Origin of the sequence: Streptomyces sp. NPDC006335 (assembly GCF_040612795.1) — a bacterium.
GTDB lineage: Bacteria > Actinomycetota > Actinomycetes > Streptomycetales > Streptomycetaceae > Streptomyces.
On the sequence record NZ_JBEXQX010000002.1, the window covers coordinates 223,571 to 244,532 of the forward strand.

The 20,962-nt window shown below is 66.7% G+C and carries 32 protein-coding genes; 31 read left to right on the top strand and 1 reads right to left on the bottom strand.

Annotated features, from left to right (window positions below):
• The first annotated feature begins 115 nt into the window (after positions 1-115).
• The 6 genes from ABZ098_RS06915 to tuf all read left to right on the top strand — a co-directional run bounded on the left by ABZ098_RS06915 (position 116) and on the right by tuf (position 5,988).
• Positions 116-541 (top strand): hypothetical protein, encoded by a 426-nt coding sequence (locus ABZ098_RS06915; RefSeq protein WP_356588031.1) that lies wholly within the window; start codon positions 116-118, stop codon positions 539-541.
• Between the two features lie 278 nt (positions 542-819).
• Positions 820-1,284 carry a DUF1707 and DUF4190 domain-containing protein gene (locus ABZ098_RS06920; protein WP_356589329.1) on the top strand — a complete coding sequence of 155 codons (465 nt, stop codon included), beginning with the start codon at positions 820-822 and terminating at the stop codon, positions 1,282-1,284.
• Between the two features lie 345 nt (positions 1,285-1,629).
• Positions 1,630-2,001: a 30S ribosomal protein S12 gene (gene rpsL / locus ABZ098_RS06925; protein ID WP_003948652.1), complete on the top strand. Its 372-nt coding sequence runs from the start codon at positions 1,630-1,632 to the stop codon at positions 1,999-2,001.
• Between the two features lie 2 nt (positions 2,002-2,003).
• Positions 2,004-2,474, top strand: a complete 471-nt coding sequence (gene rpsG / locus ABZ098_RS06930) for a 30S ribosomal protein S7 (protein ID WP_007384059.1) — start codon at positions 2,004-2,006, stop codon at positions 2,472-2,474.
• A gap of 39 nt (positions 2,475-2,513) precedes the next feature.
• Positions 2,514-4,640, top strand: a complete 2,127-nt coding sequence (gene fusA / locus ABZ098_RS06935; RefSeq protein ID WP_356588033.1) for an elongation factor G — start codon at positions 2,514-2,516, stop codon at positions 4,638-4,640.
• A 154-nt stretch (positions 4,641-4,794) separates the two neighbouring features.
• Positions 4,795-5,988, top strand: coding sequence for an elongation factor Tu (gene tuf, locus ABZ098_RS06940; RefSeq protein ID WP_007384061.1), 1,194 nt, complete (start codon positions 4,795-4,797; stop codon positions 5,986-5,988).
• Positions 5,989-6,101: 113 nt separating this feature from the next.
• Here the strand turns inward: tuf and ABZ098_RS06945 are convergent, their stop codons facing one another.
• The gene (locus ABZ098_RS06945; protein WP_356588036.1) at positions 6,102-6,569 is read right to left on the bottom strand and encodes a zinc ribbon domain-containing protein; all 468 of its coding nucleotides are present in this window, start codon (positions 6,567-6,569) and stop codon (positions 6,102-6,104) included.
• Positions 6,570-6,792: 223 nt separating this feature from the next.
• Here ABZ098_RS06945 and ABZ098_RS06950 point away from each other — a divergent pair, with 223 nt between their 5' ends.
• From ABZ098_RS06950 to ABZ098_RS07070, 25 genes are all read left to right on the top strand, one after another.
• A complete protein-coding gene (locus ABZ098_RS06950) occupies positions 6,793-8,001 on the top strand; it encodes an acyltransferase (protein ID WP_356588038.1) in 1,209 nt (402 codons plus the stop codon).
• A gap of 88 nt (positions 8,002-8,089) precedes the next feature.
• A complete protein-coding gene (locus ABZ098_RS06955) occupies positions 8,090-8,443 on the top strand; it encodes a hypothetical protein (RefSeq protein WP_356588040.1) in 354 nt (117 codons plus the stop codon).
• Between the two features lie 588 nt (positions 8,444-9,031).
• Positions 9,032-9,340, top strand: a complete 309-nt coding sequence (gene rpsJ / locus ABZ098_RS06960) for a 30S ribosomal protein S10 (RefSeq protein WP_003948644.1) — start codon at positions 9,032-9,034, stop codon at positions 9,338-9,340.
• A gap of 17 nt (positions 9,341-9,357) precedes the next feature.
• Positions 9,358-10,002 carry a 50S ribosomal protein L3 gene (gene rplC, locus ABZ098_RS06965; protein ID WP_020135811.1) on the top strand — a complete coding sequence of 215 codons (645 nt, stop codon included), beginning with the start codon at positions 9,358-9,360 and terminating at the stop codon, positions 10,000-10,002.
• A 5-nt stretch (positions 10,003-10,007) separates the two neighbouring features.
• Positions 10,008-10,664: a 50S ribosomal protein L4 gene (gene rplD, locus ABZ098_RS06970; protein ID WP_356588042.1), complete on the top strand. Its 657-nt coding sequence runs from the start codon at positions 10,008-10,010 to the stop codon at positions 10,662-10,664.
• Positions 10,664-11,083 carry a 50S ribosomal protein L23 gene (rplW, locus tag ABZ098_RS06975; protein ID WP_053846787.1) on the top strand — a complete coding sequence of 140 codons (420 nt, stop codon included), beginning with the start codon at positions 10,664-10,666 and terminating at the stop codon, positions 11,081-11,083. The genes rplD and rplW overlap by 1 nt, the downstream gene beginning before the upstream one ends.
• A 38-nt stretch (positions 11,084-11,121) precedes the next feature.
• Complete coding sequence (rplB, locus tag ABZ098_RS06980; RefSeq protein WP_030039757.1) at positions 11,122-11,958, top strand: 50S ribosomal protein L2; 837 nt, start codon at positions 11,122-11,124, stop codon at positions 11,956-11,958.
• 12 nt (positions 11,959-11,970) lie between these two features.
• On the top strand, positions 11,971-12,252 hold the full coding sequence (gene rpsS / locus ABZ098_RS06985) for a 30S ribosomal protein S19 (protein ID WP_003992359.1): 282 nt from the start codon (positions 11,971-11,973) through the stop codon (positions 12,250-12,252).
• Between the two features lie 44 nt (positions 12,253-12,296).
• The gene (rplV, locus tag ABZ098_RS06990; RefSeq protein WP_003974262.1) at positions 12,297-12,644 is read left to right on the top strand and encodes a 50S ribosomal protein L22; all 348 of its coding nucleotides are present in this window, start codon (positions 12,297-12,299) and stop codon (positions 12,642-12,644) included.
• A complete protein-coding gene (gene rpsC / locus ABZ098_RS06995) occupies positions 12,644-13,477 on the top strand; it encodes a 30S ribosomal protein S3 (RefSeq protein ID WP_356588045.1) in 834 nt (277 codons plus the stop codon). Before rplV ends, rpsC begins: the two co-directional genes overlap by 1 nt.
• Positions 13,478-13,482: 5 nt before the next feature.
• Positions 13,483-13,902, top strand: coding sequence for a 50S ribosomal protein L16 (gene rplP, locus ABZ098_RS07000; RefSeq protein ID WP_004927269.1), 420 nt, complete (start codon positions 13,483-13,485; stop codon positions 13,900-13,902).
• Complete coding sequence (gene rpmC / locus ABZ098_RS07005; protein ID WP_005481220.1) at positions 13,902-14,126, top strand: 50S ribosomal protein L29; 225 nt, start codon at positions 13,902-13,904, stop codon at positions 14,124-14,126. Before rplP ends, rpmC begins: the two co-directional genes overlap by 1 nt.
• Positions 14,126-14,413, top strand: coding sequence for a 30S ribosomal protein S17 (gene rpsQ / locus ABZ098_RS07010; protein ID WP_007384073.1), 288 nt, complete (start codon positions 14,126-14,128; stop codon positions 14,411-14,413). Before rpmC ends, rpsQ begins: the two co-directional genes overlap by 1 nt.
• A gap of 101 nt (positions 14,414-14,514) precedes the next feature.
• Complete coding sequence (gene rplN / locus ABZ098_RS07015) at positions 14,515-14,883, top strand: 50S ribosomal protein L14 (RefSeq protein WP_003998823.1); 369 nt, start codon at positions 14,515-14,517, stop codon at positions 14,881-14,883.
• 2 nt (positions 14,884-14,885) lie between these two features.
• Positions 14,886-15,209: a 50S ribosomal protein L24 gene (rplX, locus tag ABZ098_RS07020; protein WP_003992365.1), complete on the top strand. Its 324-nt coding sequence runs from the start codon at positions 14,886-14,888 to the stop codon at positions 15,207-15,209.
• Positions 15,209-15,766, top strand: a complete 558-nt coding sequence (gene rplE, locus ABZ098_RS07025) for a 50S ribosomal protein L5 (protein WP_020135807.1) — start codon at positions 15,209-15,211, stop codon at positions 15,764-15,766. Before rplX ends, rplE begins: the two co-directional genes overlap by 1 nt.
• 5 nt (positions 15,767-15,771) lie before the next feature.
• Entirely contained in the window at positions 15,772-15,957 is a 186-nt protein-coding gene (locus ABZ098_RS07030; protein WP_003948630.1) for a type Z 30S ribosomal protein S14, read from the top strand.
• 210 nt (positions 15,958-16,167) lie between these two features.
• On the top strand, positions 16,168-16,566 hold the full coding sequence (gene rpsH, locus ABZ098_RS07035; RefSeq protein WP_007384075.1) for a 30S ribosomal protein S8: 399 nt from the start codon (positions 16,168-16,170) through the stop codon (positions 16,564-16,566).
• A 24-nt stretch (positions 16,567-16,590) separates the two neighbouring features.
• Entirely contained in the window at positions 16,591-17,130 is a 540-nt protein-coding gene (gene rplF / locus ABZ098_RS07040) for a 50S ribosomal protein L6 (protein ID WP_053846786.1), read from the top strand.
• Between the two features lie 3 nt (positions 17,131-17,133).
• Positions 17,134-17,517, top strand: a complete 384-nt coding sequence (gene rplR, locus ABZ098_RS07045) for a 50S ribosomal protein L18 (RefSeq protein WP_007384077.1) — start codon at positions 17,134-17,136, stop codon at positions 17,515-17,517.
• Positions 17,518-17,553: 36 nt separating this feature from the next.
• Positions 17,554-18,162: a 30S ribosomal protein S5 gene (gene rpsE / locus ABZ098_RS07050; protein WP_030671799.1), complete on the top strand. Its 609-nt coding sequence runs from the start codon at positions 17,554-17,556 to the stop codon at positions 18,160-18,162.
• Positions 18,162-18,344: a 50S ribosomal protein L30 gene (rpmD, locus tag ABZ098_RS07055; protein ID WP_005481207.1), complete on the top strand. Its 183-nt coding sequence runs from the start codon at positions 18,162-18,164 to the stop codon at positions 18,342-18,344. Before rpsE ends, rpmD begins: the two co-directional genes overlap by 1 nt.
• 2 nt (positions 18,345-18,346) lie before the next feature.
• Complete coding sequence (gene rplO / locus ABZ098_RS07060) at positions 18,347-18,802, top strand: 50S ribosomal protein L15 (RefSeq protein WP_003974249.1); 456 nt, start codon at positions 18,347-18,349, stop codon at positions 18,800-18,802.
• A 176-nt stretch (positions 18,803-18,978) separates the two neighbouring features.
• The gene (gene secY / locus ABZ098_RS07065; protein ID WP_356588050.1) at positions 18,979-20,292 is read left to right on the top strand and encodes a preprotein translocase subunit SecY; all 1,314 of its coding nucleotides are present in this window, start codon (positions 18,979-18,981) and stop codon (positions 20,290-20,292) included.
• Positions 20,292-20,954, top strand: coding sequence for an adenylate kinase (locus ABZ098_RS07070; protein WP_356588052.1), 663 nt, complete (start codon positions 20,292-20,294; stop codon positions 20,952-20,954). The genes secY and ABZ098_RS07070 overlap by 1 nt, the downstream gene beginning before the upstream one ends.
• The last annotated feature ends 8 nt before the right edge of the window (positions 20,955-20,962 follow it).

Genomic DNA, 20,962 nt, shown 5'->3' on the forward strand with positions numbered 1-20,962 from the left:
ACGTGGTGATCCGACGGGATCGTCCGCGAACTGCCTGGCAGGCGAAAGGTGTTGCTCACCGCTCGCCGGTATCGCAGGCTTGGGCTCCTTCACCTCGTGTTCTCTGGGAGACCTCTTGGAGCTGAGCGAACACCCCCTGATGCGCAAGTTGTTGTCCCTGGACCTGCCGCCCACGGACTACGTGACGGCCGGGAGCGGCCCGCTCCTCGCGCACGGTCTCCGGGACACGATCGGCGATCTGGACCTGGTCGCCAGGGGGGCCGCCTGGGAGATCGCCGCAGGGCTCGCGGACCCGGTGGTCGCGTCCTCGGGCTGCGGCCGCGTGGTGTCCCTCTTTCAGGGGGACATCGAGGTCTTCGACCGCTGGGTGCCCGGGACGCGTGAGCCGGACGCGATGATCGACGGCGCCGAGTGGATCCAGGGCATCCCGTTCAGTCCGCTGTCCGAGGTGCTGGCCTGCAAGGAAAGGCTCGGCCGCGAGAAGGATCAGGAGGACATCCGGCTGATCCGGCGGCATCTGCGCGCGGCCCGTGAGACCTGATGTGCCGAACCCACCTCGGGGCCGATCCGCCCGGGCGGCTCCGGTTGGGGATGCGGGAACCTGTCCCGGTATCGCAGCGTTGGAGCATCATGGAGGCATTCGACCGCCCAGGGGGTGCTCCTGTGTCGCAACCGTCGTGGCAGCCGTGGCAGGGCAATGACGAGTCGTCGTCAGGGCCGGGCAGGGACGGCCCGGCAGCGGGGCCCTGGTCCGGCGCGCACGCGCCCGTCGCCCGCCCGTGGCCCGGGTACGCCGCCCCGCAGCCCGTGGGCTCCGCCATGCTCGCCTCCCACGCCGACCGTGAGCGCGCCGTGGACGTGCTGCGGGCCGGGTACGGGGAGGGGCGGCTGGAGAAGGGCGAGTTCGACAAGCGCGTGGAGCGGGCGTACGGCGCGCGTACGGTCGGGGAGCTGGCGCTGCTCGTGTCCGACCTGCCGCTCGGCCCTGTGCCGCAGCCGGCGCCCGTCACGGCCGTACCGCGGACGTTCCTGCCCGCCCCGCGGCCGCGGGCGAACGGGAAGGCGGTCGGAGCCGCGGTGTGCGGGCTGCTGTGCGTGCCGACCTTCGGGTTCACCGGGATTCCGGCGGTGATCCTCGGGCACGCGGCGCGGGCGGAGATGGAGCGGACCGGAGAGAGCGGCGATGGGTTGGCGCTGACCGGGCTGGTGTTCGGCTGGCTGTCCATCGCTGCCTGGTCGGTCCTGGTGACGCTGCTGGTCGCGGTGGGGCTCGCCTCGGGGTGAGCGCCGCAAGAGGCCGCGCCCAGGGGCCTCTTGAGCGTGTGCGCCGTGTGAAATCGAAGATCGTCCACGGCGTAGGGGCTTGACATCGACCGCTCCGCGAGGGTGCCGTCGTCCATCTGTTTTGACCGCAGCGAATGAGCTGGGTACGCTCAGACCTTGTGCCTGGGGTGTGCCCTGGCTTCCGTGCGTGCCTTGAACCGCACTAGGGGAGCCTTGAGCGGCCACCGTAATCTGCGCCCTTTTCGCCTTGCGGCGGGAGTCCGCCGGATTCGACACACCCGACCGCGTGGGTCGGCGACGTTCCAGGTTAGCTTCACCATTCGGCACACAGAAACCGGAGAAGTAGTGCCTACGATCCAGCAGCTGGTCCGCAAGGGCCGGCAGGACAAGGTCGAGAAGAACAAGACGCCCGCACTCGAGGGTTCTCCTCAGCGCCGTGGCGTCTGCACGCGTGTGTTCACGACCACCCCGAAGAAGCCGAACTCGGCCCTGCGTAAGGTCGCGCGTGTGCGTCTGACCAGCGGGATCGAGGTCACTGCTTACATTCCGGGTGAGGGACACAACCTGCAGGAGCACTCCATCGTGCTCGTGCGCGGCGGCCGTGTGAAGGACCTGCCCGGTGTTCGCTACAAGATCATCCGCGGTTCCCTCGACACCCAGGGTGTCAAGAACCGCAAGCAGGCCCGCAGCCGCTACGGCGCCAAGAAGGAGAAGTAAGAATGCCTCGTAAGGGCCCCGCCCCGAAGCGCCCGGTCATCATCGACCCGGTCTACGGTTCTCCTCTTGTCACCTCCCTGATCAACAAGGTGCTGCTGAACGGCAAGCGCTCCACCGCCGAGCGCATCGTGTACGGCGCCATGGAGGGCCTGCGCGAGAAGACCAGCAACGACCCGGTCATCACGCTGAAGCGCGCGCTGGAGAACATCAAGCCCACGCTTGAGGTCAAGTCCCGCCGTGTCGGTGGCGCCACCTACCAGGTGCCGGTCGAGGTCAAGCCCGGCCGCGCCAACACGCTGGCGCTGCGCTGGCTGGTCGGTTACTCCCGCGCCCGTCGCGAGAAGACCATGACCGAGCGTCTGCTCAACGAGCTTCTCGACGCCTCGAACGGCCTCGGTGCGGCCGTCAAGAAGCGCGAGGACACGCACAAGATGGCCGAGTCCAACAAGGCCTTCGCGCACTACCGCTGGTAGTCGCAGACCCCATCGAGACCGAGAGAAGACTGAAGCCTTATGGCTACCACTTCGCTTGACCTGGCCAGGGTCCGCAACATTGGGATCATGGCCCACATCGACGCGGGCAAGACGACCACCACCGAGCGGATCCTGTTCTACACCGGCGTTTCGTACAAGATCGGTGAGGTCCACGACGGCGCCGCCACCATGGACTGGATGGAGCAGGAGCAGGAGCGTGGCATCACGATCACCTCTGCTGCCACCACCTGTCACTGGCCGCTTGAGGGCGTCGACCACACCATCAACATCATCGACACCCCGGGTCACGTCGACTTCACCGTCGAGGTGGAGCGTTCGCTCCGCGTCCTCGACGGTGCCGTGACGGTGTTCGACGGCGTCGCCGGCGTGGAGCCGCAGTCCGAGACGGTGTGGCGTCAGGCCGACCGTTACGGCGTGCCCCGCATCTGCTTCGTCAACAAGCTGGACCGTACCGGCGCCGAGTTCCACCGCTGCGTGGACATGATCTCGGACCGTCTGGGCGCCCAGCCGCTCGTCATGCAGCTGCCGATCGGCGCCGAGGCCGACTTCAAGGGTGTCGTCGACCTCGTCACCATGAAGGCGCTCGTGTGGTCCGCCGAGGCCGCCAAGGGCGAGATGTACGACACCGTCGACATCCCGGCCACGCACACCGAGGCTGCCGAGGAGTACCGCGGCAAGCTCATCGAGGCCGTCGCGGAGAACGACGAAGAGATCATGGAGCTGTACCTGGAGGGCGAGGAGCCTTCCGTGGAGCAGCTGTACGCCGCGATCCGTCGCATCACCATCGCGTCCGGCAAGTCGAAGGACACCACGGTCACCCCGGTGTTCTGTGGCACCGCGTTCAAGAACAAGGGCGTCCAGCCCCTGCTCGACGCGGTCGTGCGCTACCTGCCGACCCCGCTCGACGTCGAGGCCATCGAGGGCCACGACGTCAAGGACCCCGAGGTCGTCGTCAAGCGCAAGCCGTCCGACGACGAGCCGCTGTCCGCGCTGGCGTTCAAGATCATGAGCGACCCGCACCTCGGCAAGCTCACCTTCGTCCGGATTTACTCCGGTCGCCTGGAGTCCGGCACCGCGGTGCTGAACTCCGTCAAGGGCAAGAAGGAGCGCATCGGCAAGATCTACCGCATGCACGCGAACAAGCGTGAGGAGATCGAGTCGGTGGGCGCCGGCGACATCGTCGCCGTCATGGGCCTGAAGCAGACCACCACCGGTGAGACGCTGTCCGACGACAAGCAGCCGGTGATCCTGGAGTCCATGGACTTCCCGGCGCCGGTCATCCAGGTCGCCATCGAGCCCAAGTCCAAGGGTGACCAGGAGAAGCTGGGTGTCGCCATCCAGCGTCTCGCGGAGGAGGACCCCTCCTTCCAGGTCCACTCGGACGAGGAGACCGGCCAGACCATCATCGGTGGTATGGGCGAGCTGCACCTCGAGGTGCTGGTCGACCGTATGCGCCGTGAGTTCAAGGTCGAGGCCAACGTCGGCAAGCCGCAGGTCGCCTACCGTGAGACGATCCGCAAGGCCGTCGAGCGCGTCGACTACACGCACAAGAAGCAGACTGGTGGTACCGGCCAGTTCGCCAAGGTGCAGATCGCGATCGAGCCGATCGAGGGCGGCGACGCCTCGTACGAGTTCGTGAACAAGGTGACCGGTGGCCGTATCCCGAAGGAGTACATCCCTTCGGTGGACGCCGGTGCGCAGGAGGCCATGCAGTTCGGCATCCTCGCCGGGTACGAGATGACGGGCGTTCGCGTCACGCTTCTCGACGGCGCCTACCACGAGGTCGACTCCTCCGAGCTCGCGTTCAAGATCGCCGGATCGCAGGCCTTCAAGGAGGCCGCGCGCAAGGCGTCCCCCGTGCTGCTCGAGCCGATGATGGCCGTCGAGGTCACCACGCCCGAGGACTACATGGGTGAGGTCATCGGCGACATCAACTCCCGCCGTGGTCAGATCCAGGCCATGGAGGAGCGGGCCGGTGCCCGCGTCGTGAAGGGCCTCGTGCCCCTCTCGGAGATGTTCGGCTACGTCGGAGACCTCCGCAGCAAGACGTCGGGTCGCGCAAGCTACTCGATGCAGTTCGACTCCTACGCCGAGGTTCCGCGGAACGTCGCCGAGGAGATCATCGCGAAGGCCAAGGGCGAGTAACGCACCGCGTTCGCACGCTTTAGGCTTGACTCCGGAGCCCGGAGGGGCATTCACCCGCATTCGTGGGGGAGTGCCCCCGGGCCGAGGCTTTCCAGCAAAGATCACCTGGCGCCGATGAAGCAAGGCGTTCAGAACCACTCCACAGGAGGACCCCGTGGCGAAGGCGAAGTTCGAGCGGACTAAGCCCCACGTCAACATCGGCACCATCGGTCACATCGACCACGGTAAGACGACCCTCACGGCCGCCATTACCAAGGTGCTGCACGACGCGTACCCCGACCTGAACGAGGCCTCGGCGTTCGACCAGATCGACAAGGCTCCCGAGGAGCGCCAGCGCGGTATCACCATCTCGATCGCGCACGTCGAGTACCAGACCGAGACGCGTCACTACGCCCACGTCGACTGCCCCGGTCACGCGGACTACATCAAGAACATGATCACGGGTGCGGCGCAGATGGACGGCGCCATCCTCGTGGTCGCCGCCACCGACGGCCCGATGCCGCAGACCAAGGAGCACGTGCTCCTGGCCCGCCAGGTCGGCGTTCCCTACATCGTCGTCGCCCTGAACAAGGCCGACATGGTGGACGACGAGGAGATCCTGGAGCTCGTCGAGCTCGAGGTGCGTGAGCTCCTCTCCGAGTACGAGTTCCCGGGCGACGACGTTCCCGTCGTCAAGGTCTCGGCGCTCAAGGCGCTCGAGGGCGACAAGGAGTGGGGCCAGTCGGTCCTGGACCTGATGGCCGCCGTCGACGAGGCGATCCCGCAGCCCGAGCGTGACGTCGACAAGCCGTTCCTGATGCCGATCGAGGACGTCTTCACGATCACCGGTCGTGGCACCGTCGTCACCGGTCGTATCGAGCGTGGTGTCCTCAAGGTCAACGAGACCGTCGACATCATCGGCATCAAGACCGAGAAGACCACCACCACGGTCACCGGCATCGAGATGTTCCGCAAGCTGCTCGACGAGGGCCAGGCCGGTGAGAACGTCGGTCTGCTCCTCCGTGGCATCAAGCGCGAGGACGTCGAGCGCGGCCAGGTCATCATCAAGCCGGGTTCGGTCACGCCGCACACCCAGTTCGAGGCCCAGGCCTACATCCTCTCCAAGGACGAGGGTGGCCGCCACACGCCGTTCTTCAACAACTACCGTCCGCAGTTCTACTTCCGTACGACGGACGTGACCGGCGTCGTGACCCTCCCCGAGGGCACCGAGATGGTCATGCCGGGTGACAACACCGAGATGAAGGTGGAGCTCATCCAGCCCGTCGCCATGGAAGAGGGCCTGAAGTTCGCCATCCGTGAGGGTGGCCGGACGGTCGGCGCCGGCCAGGTCACCAAGATCACCGCCTGATCTTGACCTGACAGGTCTCCGAGACCCGTAGGTCTCTGAAGGGGCCCGTACGACTTCGGTCGTACGGGCCCTTTCGCCCGTCCGGCCTCGGATGTGGGCTTCGCCTGTCGGCCTCAGATACGGGCGCGGATCTGCCGGACGGGATGCCCGAGGACCTCACCGACGGCGGCCAACTCCCGCTCGTCGAAAGGCTCCCGGGCCGGATTCCACACGGCGATCTCGAACCGGGCGAACCCGCAGGGCCAGTCGTACTCCAGGGCGTCCAGCGAGGTGGCCGCCCCGCAGCAGGGGACCGTGACGGCGAGGGTGGCGAAGCCGTCGTCGCCGTGGGCCTCGATCAGATCCCGGTACCACTCGGGGTCGATCGGCGCCCCGCAGGCCGGGCAGCTGATCCGTGTCAGGTTCTCGCCGCAGTCGACGGCGGTGACCGTGTCGTACCAGTCGGTCTCGATCTCGGTATCGAACCCGCCGTCGTCCTCGGGGGCGAGGCGGGTCACGAGCGCCGTGGCGCGGTCGCCGGCATCGCGGTCGGGCAGCCAGTGGGGGTCGGTCGGGATGACCGAGTAGACGGTGTCACTCATGGCCGTGATCATCGGGGCGGACGTGGCGCCGAGGCAAGACGTCAAGTGAAGCCCCGGGGAACTCTTCGAAGCGGTGCGGCGAGCGTTGTGGCAACTCCCCGGCGCCGGTGGGGGAAATGTTCCTGTCCGGTCGCTGTGGGGTGGTTGTGAGGGTCGTAGCCTGAGGCGTCCGGTGGCCACTCCCGGCCCGGGACTCCCCTCGCGAGGACGGACGGACCCGCAGGTGTCGATGCAGGACGCGGAGAGCAGAAGGTCGATACCGCGACGGGTCGTCGGCGGCCTCCAGCAGCCGCTGCCGCCGCTCGCCGCTCCCGTCCCGCCGGGACAGCCCGCGCACGCCGCCCGGCGGTCCGCCGTACGGGACCGCGCCGGCCGTCGGCTGTACGCCATCGACGGCATCCGGCTCCTGGCCGCCCTGATGGTCGCCGTGCACCACTACGCCGGCACGAACCGCGTCGACCAGCCCGGCAACCGCGTCTGGGACCGCCCGGTCTCCGACATCATGCCGACGGTGTTCCGGTTCGCCTCCTACGGCTGGATCGGCGTCGAGATCTTCTTCGTGATCAGCGGCTTCGTGATCTGCATGTCCTGCTGGGGCCGTACCCCCCGGCAGTTCTTCACCTCACGGGTGATCCGGTTGTACCCGGCGTACTGGTTCGCCGTCGTCTTCACCACGGTCGTCCTGGTGGCCCTGCCGGGCGTGTGGGACCGCCTGCGCACCCGCGACGTCCTCCTCAACTTCACGATGCTCCAGTCGGGTTCGGGCGTCATGAACGTCGACGGCGTCTACTGGACCCTGTGGTCGGAGCTCCGCTTCTACCTCCTCTTCCTGGTGGTCGTGTGGAGCGGCCTGACCTACCGCAAGGTCGTCGTCTTCTGCTGCGTGTGGGGCGCCGCGGCCATGCTCGCCCCGATCTCCAAGCTCCCGCTGCTGGAACTGGTCGCCAACCCGGAGGGCGCCTGGTACTTCATCGCGGGACTCTCCCTCTACCTGATGCACCGCTTCGGCCAGGACCTGCTGCTGTGGGGCATCCTCGCGATGGCCTGGCTGATGGGCCAGCGCGAGCTGGGCCTCCGGATCGACGAGGTCGAGCACGTGTCGGGGTGGCGGGGGAGTGTCCTGATCTTCACGGTCTTCCTGCTGGCCATGGTCGCCATCGCCCTCGGCGCGACGGACCGCGTCCGCTGGAAGTGGCTGGTGACGGCGGGCGCGCTGACGTACCCCCTCTACCTGACGCACTACGCGGCCGGCACGGCGGTCATCAACCGCCTGCGCGACACGATGGACGCCCGCCTGCTGGTGGTGTCCGTCATCGCCGCGTTCATGCTGCTGAGCTGGCTGGTGCACCGGTTCGTGGAGCGGCCGGCGGCACGGCTGCTGAAACGGGGCCTGGACACGTCGTTCGCGCGGCTGCGGAACGCGAGCGGCTGACGTCCGTACGGCGACCGTGCTGTCTGAGCGTGCTTTCTGAGTACGAACGCCCATGCGGCCGCGGATGCCCGCGCGCTGTGATGGACCCATGCCGGACCTCACACTCGACGACGACCGCGCGACCGGTGCCTGGGTCGCCCCGCTGCTCTCGACGCTCCTCACCCTGCCCGCGGGTCTGCTGGCCTACGTCCTGGGCGGCCTCTCCGTGATGGCCTGCGACTCCTGCGCGGGCCCCGAGGCCGACCGCTTCGAGTCGAGCTTCGACACCGCCTTCCCGGTGCTGCTCGGAGGCCTGGGCATCGCCCTGTTCCTGCTGGCCGCCGGATGGGCCCTGCCGTGGGAGCGCCGCAACTCGGCCCGCCGGGTGGGGCTCGCCCTCGCCGCGCCGCTGATGGTGGCGTGCGTGTACGTCGTGTTCACGGTGCTGGTCGACTGGCCGTAGCTCAAGTGACGGTCATGTTCAGGTCATGGGATAGTCTGCCCGCTTCTTTCCCGCACCACGAAAGAGTGTCACCGGGAACGCCTCACCGGAGCCGACGACGGGCGGCGCGTCAAGTGGTGGGGATCACGTGGACGTGCGCTGACGAGGGGCTGGCCGCCACGGTCCGGTGCGGCCATGTGTTTGACCTGCGTCACTCTCGGGGTATTGTCTCCGGCTCGATTGGCCAGGCCCCTGCCCCGTATGGCAGACTAGCGGGGTTGCTCGGTCGAGTGTTGATGCTGCGCGCCTCCCGCCGGGAGGACCGGAAGCGAGTCCCACAGTACTCGTCGTTCCAACTGCCGTAAGGCAGCGCTGGGGCGGACGTACGGGAATCTTTCGGGAAGTGTCAGTGCGGCACCGGCCAGGCACCCGGTGGGCTTCTGCCCCCGGCCTGCGGTTCCGGAAGGGCCGTGTTCATTCCCAGCAGGGATGTTCGAACAAGGGACATCTGTGTCAGTGGAAGTGCGACACGCCCGACCGCGTGGGTCGGAAGAAGTGAACGGAACACCGGGTTCCAGAGCTGTAGAGAGACAGGACTACTGAGTAGCCATGGCGGGACAGAAGATCCGCATCCGGCTCAAGGCCTACGACCACGAGGTCATCGACTCCTCGGCGAAGAAGATCGTCGAGACGGTGACGCGCACTGGTGCGTCGGTCGCGGGCCCGGTGCCGCTGCCCACTGAGAAGAACGTGTACTGCGTCATCAAGTCGCCGCACAAGTACAAGGACTCGCGCGAGCACTTCGAGATGCGCACGCACAAGCGCCTGATCGACATCCTCGACCCGACCCCCAAGACCGTTGACTCTCTGATGCGACTCGACCTCCCGGCCGGTGTCGACATCGAGATCAAGCTCTGAGGCCGGTGATCTGAACGATGGCTAAGCAGATCAAGGGCATCCTGGGCGAGAAGCTCGGCATGACGCAGGTGTGGGACGAGAACAACCGTGTTGTTCCGGTCACCGTCGTCAAGGCCGGCCCCAATGTCGTGACCCAGGTCCGTACGAACGACGTCGACGGCTACGAGTCCGTCCAGATCGCGTTCGGCGAGATCGACCCGCGCAAGGTGAACAAGCCCCTCAAGGGCCACTTCGCCAAGGCCGACGTCACTCCCCGCCGCCACCTCGTCGAGATCCGTACCGCTGACGCCAGCGAGTACACCCTCGGCCAGGAGATCACCGCCGAGGTGTTCGAGGCCGGCATCAAGGTCGACGTGACCGGCAAGAGCAAGGGCAAGGGCTTCGCCGGTGTCATGAAGCGTCACAACTTCAAGGGCCTCGGCGCCGGTCACGGCACCCAGCGCAAGCACCGCTCTCCCGGTTCCATCGGTGGCTGCGCCACCCCGGGCCGCGTGTTCAAGGGCCTCCGCATGGCGGGTCGCATGGGCAACGAGCGGGTCACCACCCAGAACCTGACCGTTCACGCCGTTGACGCGGAGAAGGGCCTGCTGCTCATCAAGGGCGCGGTTCCTGGTCCGAACGGCGGCCTCGTCCTGGTCCGCACCGCGGCCAAGGGGGCCTGAGGACTATGAGCACCATTGACATTCTGTCGCCCTCCGGCGACACCGCCGGGACCGTCGAGCTCCCGGCCGAGATCTTCGACGTCGAGAAGGTCAGCATCCCGCTGATCCACCAGGTCGTCGTCGCGCAGCTGGCCGCCGCCCGTCAGGGCACGCACAAGGTCAAGACGCGTGGCGAGGTCCGTGGTGGCGGCAAGAAGCCGTACCGCCAGAAGGGCACCGGCCGCGCCCGTCAGGGTTCGACCCGTGCGCCGCAGTTCGCCGGCGGTGGCGTCGTCCACGGCCCCGTGCCGCGTGACTACTCGCAGCGGACCCCGAAGAAGATGAAGGCCGCGGCCCTGCGCCACGCCCTCACCGACCGGGCCCGCCACAACCGCATCCACGTCGTCTCCGGCGTGGTCGAGGGCGCGACCCCCTCCACGAAGGCCGCCAAGTCGCTGTTCGGCAAGATCTCGGAGCGCAAGAACCTGCTCCTGGTCGTCGACCGCGCCGACGAGGCCGCGTGGCTGTCCGCCCGCAACCTGCCCCAGGTCCACATCCTGGAGCCGGGCCAGCTGAACACGTACGACGTTCTCGTCTCGGACGACGTGGTCTTCACCCAGGCCGCCTTCGAGTCCTTCGTGTCCGGCCCGAAGGCCAACGACACCGAAGGGAGCGAGGCCTGATGGCTACGCGTCACCCGAGCATCGCCTCCAAGGCTGCGAAGGCCGCCAAGGCCGCGCGCGTCGCCAAGGCGCGCCGCCACGCCGCCGAGGGCAAGAACACCGTCGTCACGCCGGCGAGCAAGGCCTTCACGGACCCCCGTGACGTCCTGCTGAAGCCGGTCGTGTCCGAGAAGAGCTACGCGCTTCTCGACGAGGGCAAGTACACGTTCATCGTGGCCCCCGGCGCCAACAAGACCCAGATCAAGCAGGCCGTCCAGGCGGTCTTCTCGGTCAAGGTCACCGGGGTGAACACGATCAACCGCCAGGGCAAGCGCAAGCGGACCCGCACCGGCTTCGGCAAGCGTGCCGACAGCAAGCGCGCGATCGTGACCCTTGCCGAGGGCGACCGTATCGACATCTTCGGCGGTCCGACCGCGTAAGCGGGTCGGATCGTCCGATATCGGACGAGGACTGAGAAATGGGAATCCGCAAGTACAAGCCGACTACGCCGGGCCGTCGCGGCTCCAGCGTCGCCGACTTCGTCGAGGTCACGCGGTCCACGCCGGAGAAGTCGCTGGTCCGCCCGCTGCACAGCAAGGGCGGCCGTAACAACGCCGGTCGTGTGACCGTTCGCCACCAGGGTGGCGGACACAAGCGCGCCTACCGTGTCATCGACTTCCGTCGCCATGACAAGGACGGCGTGCCGGCGAAGGTCGCGCACATCGAGTACGACCCCAACCGCACCGCGCGCATCGCGCTGCTGCACTACGCGGACGGCGAGAAGCGCTACATCCTCGCCCCGCGCAACCTGCAGCAGGGTGACCGCGTCGAGAACGGTCCCGGGGCCGACATCAAGCCGGGCAACAACCTGGCGCTCCGCAACATCCCGGTCGGTACCACGATCCACGCGATCGAGATCCGTCCCGGTGGCGGCGCCAAGTTCGCCCGCTCCGCCGGTGCCTCCGTGCAGCTGCTGGCGAAGGAGGGCACGATGGCCCACCTTCGTATGCCGTCCGGTGAGATCCGCCTGGTCGACCAGCGCTGCCGCGCCACGGTCGGCGAGGTCGGCAACGCCGAGCAGAGCAACATCAACTGGGGCAAGGCCGGCCGCAAGCGCTGGCTGGGCGTCCGCCCGACCGTTCGCGGTGTGGCGATGAACCCGGTTGACCACCCCCACGGTGGTGGTGAGGGCAAGACCTCCGGTGGTCGCCACCCGGTCAGCCCCTGGGGTCAGAAGGAGGGTCGTACTCGTTCGCCGAAGAAGGCTTCGAACAAGTACATCGTCCGCCGCCGCAAGACGAACAAGAAGCGCTAGGAGCGGGTTTAGATGCCGCGCAGTCTCAAGAAGGGGCCCTTCGTCGACGACCACCTGATCAAGAAGGTGGACGCCCAGAACGAAGCCGGCACCAAGAACGTCATCAAGACCTGGTCCCGTCGCTCCATGATCGTGCCGGCCATGCTCGGCCACACGCTCGCGGTGCACAACGGCAAGACCCACATCCCGGTGTTCGTCACCGAGTCGATGGTCGGCCACAAGCTCGGCGAGTTCTCGCCGACGCGCACCTTCCGGGGTCACGTCAAGGACGACCGGAAGTCGAAGCGCCGCTAAACGCGGATCGCATTCAGACACGTAAGTAACTGAGAGGGACAACCATGGAAGCCAGGGCCCAGGCGCGGTACATCCGCGTTACGCCCATGAAGGCCCGCCGCGTGGTGGACCTTATCCGTGGCATGGACGCCACGGAGGCTCAGGCGGTCCTGCGATTCGCTCCGCAGGCCGCCTCAGTGCCCGTCGGCAAGGTGCTGGACAGCGCCATCGCCAACGCCGCGCACAACTACGACCACACCGACGCCGACAGCCTCTTCATCTCCGAGGCGTACGTCGACGAGGGCCCGACCCTGAAGCGGTTCCGGCCGCGCGCCCAGGGCCGTGCCTACCGGATCCGCAAGCGGACCAGCCACATCACCGTGGTCGTCAGCAGCAAGGAAGGAACCCGGTAATGGGCCAGAAGGTTAACCCGCATGGGTTCCGGCTCGGTGTCACCACGGACTTCAAGTCCCGGTGGTACGCCGACAAGCTGTACAAGGACTACGTCAAGGAAGACGTCGCCATCCGTCGGATGATGACGTCCGGCATGGAGCGCGCCGGCATCTCGAAGGTGGAGATCGAGCGCACCCGTGACCGTGTGCGTGTGGACATCCACACCGCTCGTCCGGGCATCGTCATCGGCCGCCGTGGCGCCGAGGCCGACCGCATCCGCGGTGACCTCGAGAAGCTCACGGGCAAGCAGGTCCAGCTGAACATCCTCGAGGTCAAGAACCCCGAGACCGACGCTCAGCTGGTTGCCCAGGCCGTCGCCGAGCAGCTCTCCTCCCGCGTCTCCTTCCGTCGCGCCATGCGTAAGAGCATGCAGTCGGCGATGAAGGCCGGCGCCAAGGGCATCAAGATCCAGTGCGGTGGCCGCCTCGGTGGCGCCGAGATGTCCCGCTCGGAGTTCTACCGCGAGGGCCGCGTGCCCCTGCACACGCTCCGCGCGAACGTGGACTACGGCTTCTTCGAGGCCAAGACGACCTTCGGCCGCATCGGTGTGAAGGTCTGGATCTACAAGGGCGACGTCAAGAACATCGCCGAGGTTCGCGCCGAGAACGCTGCCGCCCGTGCGGGTAACCGCCCGGCTCGCGGTGGCGGCGCCGACCGCCCGGCCCGTGGTGGCCGTGGTGGCGGCGGCGAGCGGCGCGGTCGCAAGCCGCAGCAGGCTGCCGGCGCCGAGGCCCCCAAGGCCGAGGCTCCCGCCGCCGCCGCTCCGGCTGAGAGCACCGGAACGGAGGCCTGACCGACATGCTGATCCCCCGTAGGGTCAAGCACCGCAAGCAGCACCACCCGAAGCGCCGCGGTCAGGCCAAGGGCGGTACGACGGTCGCGTTCGGCGAGTACGGCATTCAGGCCCTCACGCCGGCGTACGTGACCAACCGCCAGATCGAGGCGGCCCGTATCGCGATGACCCGCCACATCAAGCGTGGCGGCAAGGTCTGGATCAACATCTACCCGGACCGCCCGCTCACGAAGAAGCCTGCCGAGACCCGCATGGGTTCCGGTAAGGGTTCGCCGGAGTGGTGGATCGCGAACGTGCACCCGGGCCGGGTCATGTTCGAGCTGTCCTACCCCAACGAGAAGATCGCCCGTGAGGCCCTGACTCGCGCAGCCCACAAGCTGCCGATGAAGTGCCGGATCGTCAAGCGCGAGGCAGGTGAAGCGTGATGTCGGCCGGTACCAAGGCGTCCGAGCTGCGCGAACTGGGTGACGAGGAGCTTCTCAACAAGCTCCGCGAAGCCAAGGAAGAGCTGTTCAACCTCCGCTTCCAGGCGGCGACGGGTCAGCTCGAGAACCACGGTCGGCTCAAGGCCGTCCGTAAGGACATCGCGCGGATCTACACCCTGATGCGTGAGCGCGAGCTGGGCATCGAGACGGTGGAGAGCGCCTGATGAGTGAGAGCAACGTGACTGAGCAGACTGCAGAGGCCCGCGGCTTCCGCAAGACCCGTGAGGGTCTCGTCGTCAGCGACAAGATGGACAAGACCGTCGTCGTCGCCGTCGAGGACCGCGTCAAGCACGCGCTGTACGGCAAGGTCATCCGCCGTACCAACAAGCTCAAGGCGCACGACGAGCAGAACGCTGCCGGCGTCGGCGACCGGGTCCTCCTCGCGGAGACCCGCCCGCTGTCGGCGACCAAGCGCTGGCGCGTCGTCGAGATCCTCGAGAAGGCCAAGTAATTCCTGCGGCCAACCCCGCAGGTCAGTTCCGCCAGGCTCGGCGAGCTCCGTAAGTCACTTACGGAGCTCGCCGGGAACCGGCAGACAAACAGGAGATAGACGTGATCCAGCAGGAGTCGCGACTGCGTGTCGCCGACAACACTGGTGCGAAGGAGATCCTTTGCATCCGTGTGCTCGGTGGCTCCGGTCGCCGCTACGCGGGCATCGGTGACGTCATCGTCGCCACCGTCAAGGACGCGATCCCCGGTGGCAACGTGAAGAAGGGTGACGTCGTCAAGGCGGTCATCGTTCGCACCGTCAAGGAGCGCCGCCGTCCGGACGGCTCGTACATCCGCTTCGACGAGAACGCCGCCGTCATTCTGAAGAACGACGGCGACCCTCGCGGCACCCGTATCTTCGGCCCCGTCGGCCGTGAGCTGCGCGAGAAGAAGTTCATGAAGATCATCTCGCTCGCGCCGGAGGTGCTGTAAGCATGAAGATCAAGAAGGGCGACCTGGTCCAGGTCATCACCGGTAAGGACAAGGGCAAGCAGGGCAAGGTCATCGCGGCCTTCCCCCGCGAGGACCGCGTCCTGGTCGAGGGTGTCAACCGGGTCAAGAAGCACACCAAGGCCGGCCCGACCGCTCGCGGTTCGCAGGCCGGTGGCATCGTCACGACCGAGGCGCCGATCCACGTCTCCAACGTCCAGCTGGTCGTTGAGAAGGACGGCAACAAGGTCGTCACGCGTGTCGGTTACCGCTTCGACGACGAGGGCAACAAGATCCGCGTTGCCAAGCGGACGGGTGAGGACATCTGATGGCTACCACCACCACTCCGCGTCTCAAGACGAAGTACCGCGAGGAGATCGCGGGCAAGCTGCGTGACGAGTTCAAGTACGAGAACGTCATGCAGATCCCCGGCCTCGTCAAGATCGTGGTCAACATGGGTGTGGGCGACGCCGCCCGCGACTCCAAGCTGATCGAGGGCGCCATCCGCGACCTCACCACGATCACCGGTCAGAAGCCGGCCGTCACCAAGGCCCGCAAGTCCATCGCGCAGTTCAAGCTGCGTGAGGGCCAGCCGATCGGTGCCCACGTCACGCTTCGTGGCGACCGCATGTGGGAGTTCCTGGACCGCACCCTGTCGCTCGCGCTGCCGCGCATCCGCGACTTCCGTGGTCTGTCCCCCAAGCAGTTCGACGGCCGTGGCAACTACACCTTCGGTCTCACCGAGCAGGTCATGTTCCACGAGATCGACCAGGACAAGATCGACCGCACCCGGGGCATGGACATCACCGTGGTCACCACGGCGACCAACGACGCTGAGGGCCGCGCGCTCCTTCGTCACCTCGGCTTCCCCTTCAAGGAGGCGTGAGCGAGATGGCGAAGAAGGCTCTGATTGCCAAGGCTGCTCGCAAGCCCAAGTTCGGCGTACGTGGCTACACGCGCTGCCAGCGCTGCGGCCGTCCGCACTCCGTGTACCGCAAGTTCGGCCTGTGCCGCGTATGCCTTCGTGAGATGGCTCACCGTGGCGAGCTGCCGGGCGTGACCAAGAGCTCCTGGTAATCCCCTACTTGGGGATACCCGAAGCTCTCGGTAAGTAAAGGGTGGTGTCAGGTGCCCACCCCTCCATGGCTTAGGCTAGGAGGGTTGGGCGCCTGGACGCCCATACGACTTACTACGCCGTAGGTCCACCGCACCGCACCCGCCTCGTCTCGGATCGAGGAGAGGGATGGGCACCTGGAAACCCCGGCGAGAGAGGCCGAAGGCCAATTCATGACCATGACTGATCCGATCGCAGACATGCTTACGCGTCTGCGGAACGCGAACTCGGCGTACCACGACTCCGTGACGATGCCGGCGTCCAAGATCAAGTCTCACATCGCGGAGATCCTCCAGCAGGAGGGCTTCATCACGGGCTGGAAGGTCGAGGACGCCGAGGTCGGCAAGAACCTCGTCCTCGAGCTGAAGTTCGGCCCGAACCGTGAGCGCTCCATCGCGGGCATCAAGCGGATCTCCAAGCCCGGTCTCCGGGTTTACGCGAAGTCCACCAACCTGCCGAAGGTGCTCGGCGGCCTGGGCGTGGCGATCATCTCCACGTCGCACGGGCTCCTCACCGACAAGCAGGCCGGCAAGAAGGGCGTGGGTGGGGAAGTCCTCGCCTACGTCTGGTAGCGGAAGGGAACGGAGGAAACAGCTATGTCGCGTATTGGCAAGCTCCCCATCACGGTTCCCGCCGGCGTGGACGTCACCATCGACGGCCGTACGGTCTCGGTCAAGGGCCCCAAGGGCGAACTGACCCACACCGTCGCTGCGCCGATCGACATCGCCAAGGGTGAGGACGGCGTTCTCAACGTCACCCGCCCCAACGACGAGCGTCAGAACAAGGCCCTGCACGGCCTGTCCCGCACGCTGGTGGCGAACATGATCACCGGCGTGACCCAGGGTTACGTGAAGAAGCTCGAGATCAGCGGTGTCGGTTACCGCGTGACGGCCAAGGGTTCGAACCTCGAGTTCGCTCTCGGCTACAGCCACCCGATCACCGTCGAGGCCCCCGAGGGCATCACCTTCAAGGTGGAGGCCCCCACCCGGTTCTCGGTCGAGGGCATCGACAAGCAGAAGGTCGGCGAGGTTGCGGCCAACATCCGCAAGCTGCGCAAGCCCGACCCGTACAAGGCCAAGGGCGTCAAGTACGAGGGCGAAGTCATCCGCCGCAAGGTCGGAAAGGCGGGTAAGTAAGCCATGGCATACGGACAGAAGATCCTCAAGGGCGACGCCTACAAGCGCGCCGCGATCAAGCGCCGTCACATCCGGATCCGGAAGAACATCTCCGGTACGGCGGAGCGTCCCCGTCTGGTCGTTACCCGCTCCAACCGCCACATCGTGGCCCAGGTGATCGACGACATCAAGGGTCACACCCTGGCGTCGGCGTCCACCCTGGACACCACGGTCCGCGGTGGCGAGGGCGACAAGTCCGCGCAGGCCAAGCAGGTCGGTGCCCTGGTCGCCGAGCGCGCCAAGGCCGCCGGTGTCGAGGCCGTCGTATTCGACCGTGGTGGCAACCAGTACGCCGGGCGCATCGCTGCCCTGGCGGACGCCGCCCGCGAAGCCGGGCTCAAGTTCTGAGCCGCTCGAAGCTAGCGGAAAGAGAGAGGTAATCCAATGGCTGGACCCCAGCGCCGCGGTGGCGGTGCCGGTGGCGGCGAGCGGCGGGACCGTAAGGGTCGTGACGGTGGCGCAGCCGCCGCCGAGAAGACCGCTTACGTTGAGCGTGTCGTCGCGATCAACCGTGTCGCCAAGGTTGTGAAGGGTGGTCGTCGCTTCAGCTTCACCGCGCTGGTCGTGGTGGGCGACGGTGACGGCACCGTGGGTGTCGGTTACGGCAAGGCCAAGGAGGTGCCGGCCGCCATCGCCAAGGGTGTTGAGGAGGCCAAGAAGCACTTCTTCAAGGTCCCCCGTATCCAGGGCACCATCCCGCACCCGATCACGGGTGAGAAGGCTGCCGGCGTCGTTCTCCTCAAGCCGGCTTCGCCGGGTACCGGTGTTATCGCCGGTGGTCCCGTGCGTGCCGTCCTGGAGTGCGCCGGTATCCACGACGTGCTGTCGAAGTCGCTCGGCTCGTCGAACGCGATCAACATCGTGCACGCGACCGTGGAGGCCCTCAAGGGCCTGCAGCGTCCCGAGGAGATCGCGGCCCGCCGCGGTCTGCCCCTCGAGGACGTCGCTCCCGCGGCTCTGCTGCGTGCGCGTGCCGGGGCTGGTGCTGCGTAATGGCTCAGCTCAAGATCACGCAGACGAAGTCGTACATCGGCAGCAAGCAGAACCACCGTGACACCCTGCGCTCCCTTGGTCTCAAGGGCATCAACACGCAGGTCGTCAAGGAGGATCGTCCCGAGTTCCGCGGCATGGTGCACACCGTCCGCCACCTCGTGACGGTCGAGGAGGTCGACTGATCATGGCGGAGAACAACCCGCTCAAGATCCACAACCTCCGTCCCGCCCCGGGCGCCAAGACCGCCAAGACCCGTGTGGGTCGTGGTGAGGCGTCGAAGGGTAAGACGGCCGGTCGTGGTACCAAGGGCACGAAGGCCCGTTACCAGGTTCCGGAGCGCTTCGAGGGTGGCCAGATGCCCCTCCACATGCGTCTCCCGAAGCTGAAGGGCTTCAAGAACCCGTTCAAGACCGAGTTCCAGGTCGTGAACCTCGACAAGCTGGCCGCGCTCTACCCCGAGGGTGGCGAGGTCACCGTCGAGGGTCTGGTGGCCAAGGGTGCCGTTCGCAAGAACAGCCTCGTCAAGGTCCTCGGCCAGGGCGAGATCTCCGTGGCGCTGCAGGTGACGGTCGACGCCGTCTCCGGCTCCGCCAAGGAGAAGATCACCGCCGCCGGCGGCACGGTCACCGAGCTCGTCTGAGCACGATGACCTGAAGCAGTACCCACCGGGGATACCTCACAACGAGGTATCCCCGGTTGGTCGTTCCACGGCAGGCGGCGGCCCGGGTAAGGTGGCCTGCACTGCTTTCCCACATATTCGTCGAACCTCAAGACCGTCACCCTTGACGCAGTAGCGCGGGGGTCGCAGGAGGCACCGTGCTCACCGCGTTCGCCCGGGCGTTCAAGACGCCCGACCTGCGCAAGAAGCTGCTCTTCACGCTCGCCATCATCGTGGTGTACCGCGTGGGTACCCACATCCCGATCCCCGGCGTCGACTACAAGTCGGTCCAGGAGTGCGTGGACCAGGCGTCCGGCAACCAGGGACTCTTCGGTCTGGTCAACATGTTCAGCGGCGGCGCGCTGCTGCAGATCACGGTCTTCGCGCTCGGCATCATGCCGTACATCACGGCGAGCATCATCCTTCAGCTGCTCACCGTGGTCATCCCGCGTCTGGAAGCCCTCAAGAAGGAGGGCCAGGCCGGTACGGCGAAGATCACGCAGTACACGCGTTACCTCACGGTGGCGCTCGCCATCCTGCAGGGCACCGGCCTGGTGGCCACCGCCCGCAGCGGCGCCCTCTTCTCCGGCTGCACCGTCGCGTCGAGCATCGTCCCGGACCGCGCGATCTTCACCACGATCGTCATGGTCATCACGATGACCGCCGGTACGGCCGTCGTCATGTGGCTCGGTGAGCTCATCACCGACCGCGGCATCGGCAACGGCATGTCGATCCTGATGTTCATCTCGATCGCCGCCACCTTCCCGTCCGCGCTGTGGGCCATCAAGAAGCAGGGCACCCTGGCGGACGGCTGGATCGAGTTCGGCACGGTCATCGCGGTCGGCCTGGTCATGGTCGGTCTGGTGGTCTTCGTCGAGCAGGCCCAGCGCCGCATCCCGGTGCAGTACGCGAAGCGCATGATCGGCCGCCGGTCCTACGGCGGTACGTCGACGTACATCCCGCTGAAGGTCAACCAGGCCGGTGTGATTCCCGTCATCTTCGCGTCGTCGCTGCTCTACATCCCGGCTCTGATCGCGCAGTTCTCGAGCGGCAACTCGGGCTGGAAGACCTGGATCGAGGCCAACCTCGTCAAGGGCGACCACCCGATCTACATCACGCTGTACTTCTTGCTCATCGTTTTCTTCGCGTTCTTCTACGTGGCGATCTCCTTCAACCCCGAGGAAGTCGCCGACAACATGAAGAAGTATGGTGGCTTCATCCCGGGCATCCGGGCTGGCCGACCGACCGCTGAGTACCTCTCCTACGTACTCAACCGGATCACCTGGCCGGGTTCGCTGTACTTGGGTCTGATCGCTCTTGTGCCAACGATGGCGTTGGTCGGCTTCGGGGCAAGCCAGAACTTCCCGTTCGGTGGCACCAGCATCCTGATCATCGTGGGTGTGGGTCTCGAGACGGTGAAGCAGATCGAGAGCCAGCTCCAGCAGCGCAATTACGAAGGGTTCCTCCGCTGATGCGTATCGTCCTCGTCGGGCCGCCGGGTGCCGGCAAGGGAACGCAGGCCGCGTTCCTCGCCTCGAACCTGTCGATCCCGCACATCTCCACGGGCGACCTGTTCCGCGCCAACATCAGCCAGCAGACGGACCTCGGCAAGCTCGCGAAGTCCTACATGGACGCGGGCAACCTGGTTCCGGACGAGGTCACCATCGGGATGGCCAAGGACCGCATGGAGCAGCCCGACGCCGAGAACGGCTTCCTGCTCGACGGCTTCCCGCGCAACGTCTCGCAGGCCGAGTCGCTCGACGAGATGCTCCAGACCGAGGGCATGAAGCTGGACGCGGTGCTGGACCTCGAGGTACCCGAGGAGGAGGTCGTCAAGCGCATCGCCGGCCGCCGCATCTGCCGCAACGACTCGGCGCACGTCTTCCACGTCTCGTACAAGGCGCCGAAGCAGGACGGCGTCTGTGACGTCTGCGGCGGCGAGCTGTACCAGCGCGACGACGACTCCGAGGAGACGGTCCGCAAGCGCCTGGAGGTCTACCACACCCAGACCGAGCCGATCATCGACTACTACAAGGCCCAGGGCCTGGTGGTCACGATCTCGGCGCTCGGCAAGGTGGAGGACGTCACCGGCCGTGCCATGGAGGCCCTCCAGCACGAGGACGACGCCGCGTAGCGGTTTCA